Annotated in this window: 6 protein-coding genes; all 6 read right to left on the reverse strand. The window is 47.7% G+C overall.

The features are described 5' to 3' along the window. The coding region (locus Q7V48_09935) for an aminotransferase class I/II-fold pyridoxal phosphate-dependent enzyme (protein ID MDO9211048.1) at nucleotides 1-750 on the reverse strand (750 nt) is incomplete at its 3' end. A 64-nt stretch (nucleotides 751-814) separates the two neighbouring features. Further along, nucleotides 815-1,783 carry an adenosylcobinamide-phosphate synthase CbiB gene (cbiB, locus tag Q7V48_09940; GenBank protein MDO9211049.1) on the reverse strand — a complete coding sequence of 323 codons (969 nt, stop codon included), beginning with the start codon at nucleotides 1,781-1,783 and terminating at the stop codon, nucleotides 815-817. A gap of 80 nt (nucleotides 1,784-1,863) precedes the next feature. Continuing rightward, entirely contained in the window at nucleotides 1,864-3,384 is a 1,521-nt protein-coding gene (locus Q7V48_09945) for a cobyric acid synthase (GenBank protein MDO9211050.1), read from the reverse strand. A 238-nt stretch (nucleotides 3,385-3,622) separates the two neighbouring features. Further along, nucleotides 3,623-3,904, reverse strand: coding sequence for a hypothetical protein (locus tag Q7V48_09950; GenBank protein MDO9211051.1), 282 nt, complete (start codon nucleotides 3,902-3,904; stop codon nucleotides 3,623-3,625). Between the two features lie 171 nt (nucleotides 3,905-4,075). Further along, nucleotides 4,076-4,990 (reverse strand): energy transducer TonB, encoded by a 915-nt coding sequence (locus tag Q7V48_09955; GenBank protein ID MDO9211052.1) that lies wholly within the window; start codon nucleotides 4,988-4,990, stop codon nucleotides 4,076-4,078. A gap of 72 nt (nucleotides 4,991-5,062) precedes the next feature. Then, nucleotides 5,063-6,142: TonB-dependent receptor (locus tag Q7V48_09960; GenBank protein ID MDO9211053.1), on the reverse strand; the 1,080-nt coding region annotated here is incomplete at its 5' end.

The following is a 6,142-nucleotide window of genomic DNA, read 5'->3' on the forward strand; positions in this document are numbered from 1 at the left end:
GGCGTTCACGGTCCAGGGTTCCCTGTTCCGGGAAAAATGACGGATGGTTTCTGCATTGGAGATGATATAGCCCACCCGCAGCCCTGGCAGGGCAAAGAACTTAGTCAGCGACCTTAGAATGATGAGCCTCGAGGAGGAGACGGCCTCCCTCTTTAAAGATTCTTCCTCGACAAAGTCGATGAAGGCCTCATCCAGGATAAACCAGACCTTCTCCCGCTCTGCTTGCGCTAAAATTTTCAGAAGATCCTCTTTCTCTGTCAGGATTCCCGTGGGATTGCTGGGATTCCCAAGGTAGAGGGCATCATACCCCTGGGTTAGGGAAAAGAGGAGACTCTCCACGCTAAGCTCGAACCCGTCCTCTTCTTCCGTCTCCAAATAATGAATGCTTACGTTGGTCCTTCCCGCTGAAATTTCCAGCGCGTTTTCATACTCACTGAATGCCGGGGTTACGATCAACGGACGCCGGATGCTCAAAACCCGAGGGATGGCGTAAATGAATTCCGTGGAGCCAGCCCCGACCAGGATCTGTTCTTCCGCCAAGCCGTGAAATTGCGCCAGAGTTCGTCTCAACTCAGAATACTGAGGATCAGGGTAGTGAAGAATAGCCGCAAGGCCCTGCTTAAGCTTCCTTTCGGCCTTTTTAGAAAGGCCAAGGGGATTGATGGAAGCACTAAAATCGATCATTGCGGACGGCTTCAAACCAAACCGCTCAGCAATCTCATAAATGTTACCGCCATGGGTTGTGTTCAATGAATACCTCTGCCTCCTTGACCCCTTGGACCCTGTTTAAAAAATTTTAATCATAAAATGCCCGTTATCGCAAACAGAAAAAACCTTCCATGGCCCAGTTGAGCAGAAGGGCAAGTAAGAGCATCCCGAACGAAGAAAGATATAATATCTTCCAGGCATCGCGAACATCCCCGAGGTCGAGATCCTTTTTTCGGTTGCCGATGAAGGGTTTCGGGCTGGGCTGGCCTCCATAATAATTTAAGCCTCCCAGTTGGACCCCGAGAGCTCCGGCCGTGGCCGCCTCCGGCCAAGCGCTGTTCGGGCTTTGATGTTGCCGGCGATCCCTCCTTAAAATCTCCAGAGAATCTCTCCAGGGTTTGCCGAGAAGGAATGCCGAAATAACGACAAGCCCACCACTGAGCCGGGCCGGAATGAAATTCGCCGCATCATCCAACCTGGCCGAGGCCCAGCCCATGTGCCGAAAGCGTTCCTTCTTATACCCAACCATGGAATCTAAAGTGTTTATCGCTTTGTAAGTCATGGCCCAGGGAGGACCCCCCAGGCCGAGGTAGAAGAGCGGAGCAATAACGCCGTCGGATAGATTCTCGGCAATGGTCTCCACCAAGGCCCGGATTACTTCGGGTTCACTCAGGTGAGCCGTATCCCTTCCTACCAAAAAAGAAAGCTCCTGACGGGCCCTGGCAAGATTTCCCGCCTCAAGGGCTTTTAAAACTCTCCGCGTTTCCACATGCAAATCTCTCGTTGCCAGGGTAAAGTAGCCCATAAAAATAGATAAAATGAAACTTGCGGCTTGGGAAAAATAACCGGCCCAATAAATTAAAAAAGTTGTAGCCATGAAGGTACTACCTACGACAATGAGAGCCAGCAGGATTCCGGAAATCTTTTGGCTGAGCGGAGATGAGTTGGCTCGCCAGAATAGATTTTCTAAAAAAACGATGAATCGGCCGATCAGGCGCACGGGATGCGGAAATCGTTGCGGATCGCCAAGGATAATATCGAGAAGGTAAGCAGAGATGAGTGTGATGGAGGCCAAAATGTTTTCTCACATCGATTTCAGATCTCAGATTGCCAATGGGAGATGTAAATCTGAAATCTAAAACTTGCCATCTGCAATTATTTTATCCCGATGATCCGGTAGATTCTCTCCACATCCAGCGCTTCCCGCAGAGCCGCTGCCAGCCCATCATAAACTCTTTCTTTAAAGGCCGTGTATTCAAAATTTTCTGTATTTCCAATCCCGGAAAGGCCTTTTTGCTTTTTCAAAGATTCGATGAATCGGCGTCGATATCGGTCGTTCTCAAAAAGTCCGTGGATGTAAGTTCCCCAAACCATCCCATCTGGCGAAACGGCTCCATCTTCGATTTCTACCTTTTGGTTGAGTCTCTCGATGATTTTAAAGGCTGGCCTAAGATCAGGGCCCCTTGCCGTTTCCCCCATGTGAATTTCATATCCCTGAAGGATTTCTTCCGGTGCAGTCGGGAAACCATTCAAGGGAATGGCTTTCACCTGGTAAGTCCTCTTTTCTTTCATAAGAATGGTTTCCACATCAAGAAGGCCCAGGCCCTTAATTTCTCCCCACGCAGTCTCCATACCAAGGGGATCGCGGATGGCCTTCCCCAGCATCTGAAACCCACCGCAGATTCCGATTACCATCTTCCCCAACTGGTGTAAATGCAGAATTTCCTCAGCATAACCTTCTTTTTTCAGGAAAAGGAAATCATCGATGGTGTTTTTTGATCCAGGCAGAATAATAACATCCGCATCACCGATTCTCTGTCCGGGTTGGACATACCGTAGATGGACATCCGGCTCGTGCTCCAGAGGATCAAAGTCGGTGAAGTTCGATATATGCGGAAGGTAGAGGACAGCAATAATCACTGCTCGCTGCTTATCCCGGGAATACATTTTATCCAAAATTACCCCATCCTCTTCAGGAAGGTAGAGATCTTTGAGGTAGGGGATGACCCCCAGGACCGGTATGCCTGTCTTTCTCTCCAAAAATTCCAGACCGGGTTTCAGAAGGCTTGGGTCACCACGAAATTTATTGATGATGAAACCTTTTATTCTTTTTCGCTCCTCTGCGTCCAATAACTCCAGCGTTCCCACCAGGGAAGCAAAGACTCCACCTTTATCAATATCACCCACCAGGAGCACGGGCGCATCTACTTTTTCCGCCATGCCCATATTGGCGATGTCTCCTTCCCGCAGGTTCACTTCCGCCGGACTCCCCGCCCCTTCGATGACGATTACCTGAAATTGCCGGTCCAAACGCCGGTAACTCTCCATGACGGCCCGCAGCGCTTTTTTCTTGAAGCGATGATACTCCCCGGCATTCATGTTGCCGAAGACTTTTCCTTGAATGATGACCTGCGCACCGATGTCCGTATTGGGCTTGAGAAGGATGGGGTTCATATCTACATGGGGCTGAAGGCCAGCCGCTTCGGCCTGAACCACCTGGGCTCGCCCCATTTCTCCACCCTCCGGGGTAACAAAGGAATTGAGGGCCATATTCTGGGCCTTAAACGGGGCAACTTTAAAATGATCCTGCCTGAATATCCGGCACAAACCGGCAACGATTATGCTCTTGCCCACGAAAGAGCCGGTTCCCTGGATCATTAAAGGTTTGGCAGCCATACGTTCAATTTATTTGGACGCGGATTTTCGCAGATTCCCGCAGATAAAAATACCCGATGAAATAATTAAGAATTCCGAAGACCGAATTTTAACGGAAACCCAATAAAGCTTTTTTCCTGGATTCTGAATTCTGGATCCTGAATTCTATTTTTTAATCCGTGTTTATCTGCGTTTACCCTGTTAGATATCAAGCATCTAACAGGGTGAATCTGTGTCCAATAGAAAATTCCCTTACTTCTCAATTATTCGAAAATCTGGGAGCGGGGACCTGCCGGCAAAGAGTCCATGCCTGGTAACGGGGAGTATAGCGAAGCAAAAAAATTTCTCCCTCCCTCGTCCTCACTTTAAAATAATCATGACGGGGCGCTCGGGAATCCTGCTTCTCCTCATACCAGCGATCCACGATTTCAAAGATTTCGCACCGCTTCCCCAGATGCGTGAAAGCCCGGGGAGCCTCTTCTCCCTTGTATCCGGCGTGACATTCCACCTGAATTTCCTCAAAAACCCATTCTTTTTTCATTTTTTTCTTTTCGCCACAGAGAACACAGAGGACACAGAGTTGGAAAAAAATTAAAACCCAAAAACAATAATGCCGAATGGAACCGCAGAATTCAAAATGGACTGAGAAAAAATTTGGCTTTTGATTTTTGAATTTATCTCGGTGCTCTCTGTGACCTCTGTGGCTAAAAAATCAGAGAATTTTAAAGACGATTCCCACCTTCAACCATCCCTCTTTGTAGGGCAAGGGGGCGGCTTGCTGGACGGTCTCTAAGGAAGCTTTATCCAGAAGGTCTGAACCCGATGACTCCAAGAGTTCTACCGACTCAACTTTTCCGTTGGGCTTAAGTTTGAATCGAACCGTGGCCTTGCCCTCAACACCCATCTTCCGAGCTAATTTGGGATAGCGCTTAGCTCCCTCAATTTTGCGAAGGATCTCTAAAAGAATGGTATCCTTTTCCGGAGAGGAGGGAGGAAGGTTGCTCATCCGCAAAGGTGCTCCCTCCCCCCTATCCGGGTTGGAACTCTTATGATCTTCGCCAGCAGAAATGCCTTCTTTTCCCTTGGCCAGCCCCGCCGAAGCCAAGAAGATGGAAGAGGAATCCGTTCTTTCTCCTGGATTTTTGATTCCTTCGAAGGATAATGCCGAGGTCTTTGAACCCCCACCCCCGGAACTTTGCGGCCTGTTCTTCGTTTGAGCCTCCAGACTTTCTTCAGTTTTAACTTTTAAAATCCAATCCTCTAAAAGTAACTTTTCTTGTTCTTCCGGTTTCTCTTCTTTAATTTCTCTCGGAGTGGGCTCAATCTTCTCTGGTTTTTGTTCCTGTTTCTGTTCCTCTTTTTTTTCTCGCTTAACCTCTCTCTTTTCCTCTTTTGAATCCTCCCTCTTCTCATCTTTATTTGGAAAGTCCTCTTCTCTCTTGGGAAGATTCAATAATTCGGCCTTTGTCGTTTGAGGTTTTTCCCCTATCTTTTCAACAAGGGAAACTTGCAGGATGTTCTTGGGGAATAGGCGGTTCGCCAGGGGAACTTCCCAGGAGAAAAGCAGCAATAGTACAGCTCCATGAAGGAGGATCGAGATGAAAAAGAAACGTTTTTTAAAAAGCAAAGGAAACTCCTGCGTTCAATTAACGAGCGAGTGGATGGGCGGTGGATAACTTCCTACCACACAAATTTTCGATCAACGAGATATTTTAATGCCTCCAAAAAGGGAAAACCTTGGTGTCCCATAACCCCAGACATCTTCATATTCCCTGTCAAAAAGGTTTTCTATACGACCAAAAACCCGGATGTTTTTGGAAATATCATAGGAGACAGCCAGGTTAACTAAGGTGTAATCACCTACCTCACCCCTGATAGGGTCTGGTGTCATATCATCTCTCTTCCCCACATAGATGACATCGAGGTTAGCATTCCCCTTATTGAGGAAGCGGTAGTTTAGGTTCAGGCTGCCTTTATGCCGTGGTCTTCTCAGAAGCCTCATTCCGGTTTCTTTGTCCTCGGTGTCGGTATATGTATAGCTTGCACCTATGGCTAGATCTTCGATAGGACGAACTGAGGCAAACATTTCCACACCTTCAGCCATGGCCTTAGCAATATTGACATATCCTTTAGCCGAATCGAAAAAAATAAGATCTTCAAAGTCATTCCGAAAGTAAGTGGCCCCAAGGGTCAGCCTGTCCTTGAAGAAATATTGCTCTATTCCCATATCCCATCCCTTACTCTTCTCAGGTTTAAGGTTTTCATTGCCTATCGGACCCCATGCAGTGGCCGGGGCATAAAGCTGATAGAGAGAAGGGGCCTTGAAACCTGTACCGTAGGTTGCCTTTATCTTGGTGCCTGTCTTTTTGAAGAGATAAGCAGGGGCGATACGATAAGTAGTTTCACTACCGAAGCGGCTATGGTCATCTACCCTGATGCCCAGGGTAGCGAAGAAGCTCTCATAAAGCGCTATTTTATCCTGGATGTAAACCCCCTTTGTAGTAGCACTTTTTTCGGGGAAGATACTTTCGCCAGGTCCCCATGCAGTCTCCCACGAATATTCCGACTTACCTCCCTCTTCCTCATATTCCACCCCCATGGTCAGGGTATTGGTCTTGTGGAGATTTAGATTATGCTGCCAGTCAACCTTCCACATCTTACCATCATAGAAACCTCTTGATGAATCATAGGGATGCTGAGCATCTTTATCGTCGCGATAATCTCTGTCGTGGTTACTTAGAGAAAAGCCCAATTTTTGCTCCCACAGGCCATTGAAAAG

Source organism: Deltaproteobacteria bacterium (genome assembly GCA_030654105.1).
In the GTDB taxonomy this organism is placed as follows: Bacteria; Desulfobacterota; SM23-61; order SM23-61; family SM23-61; genus JAHJQK01.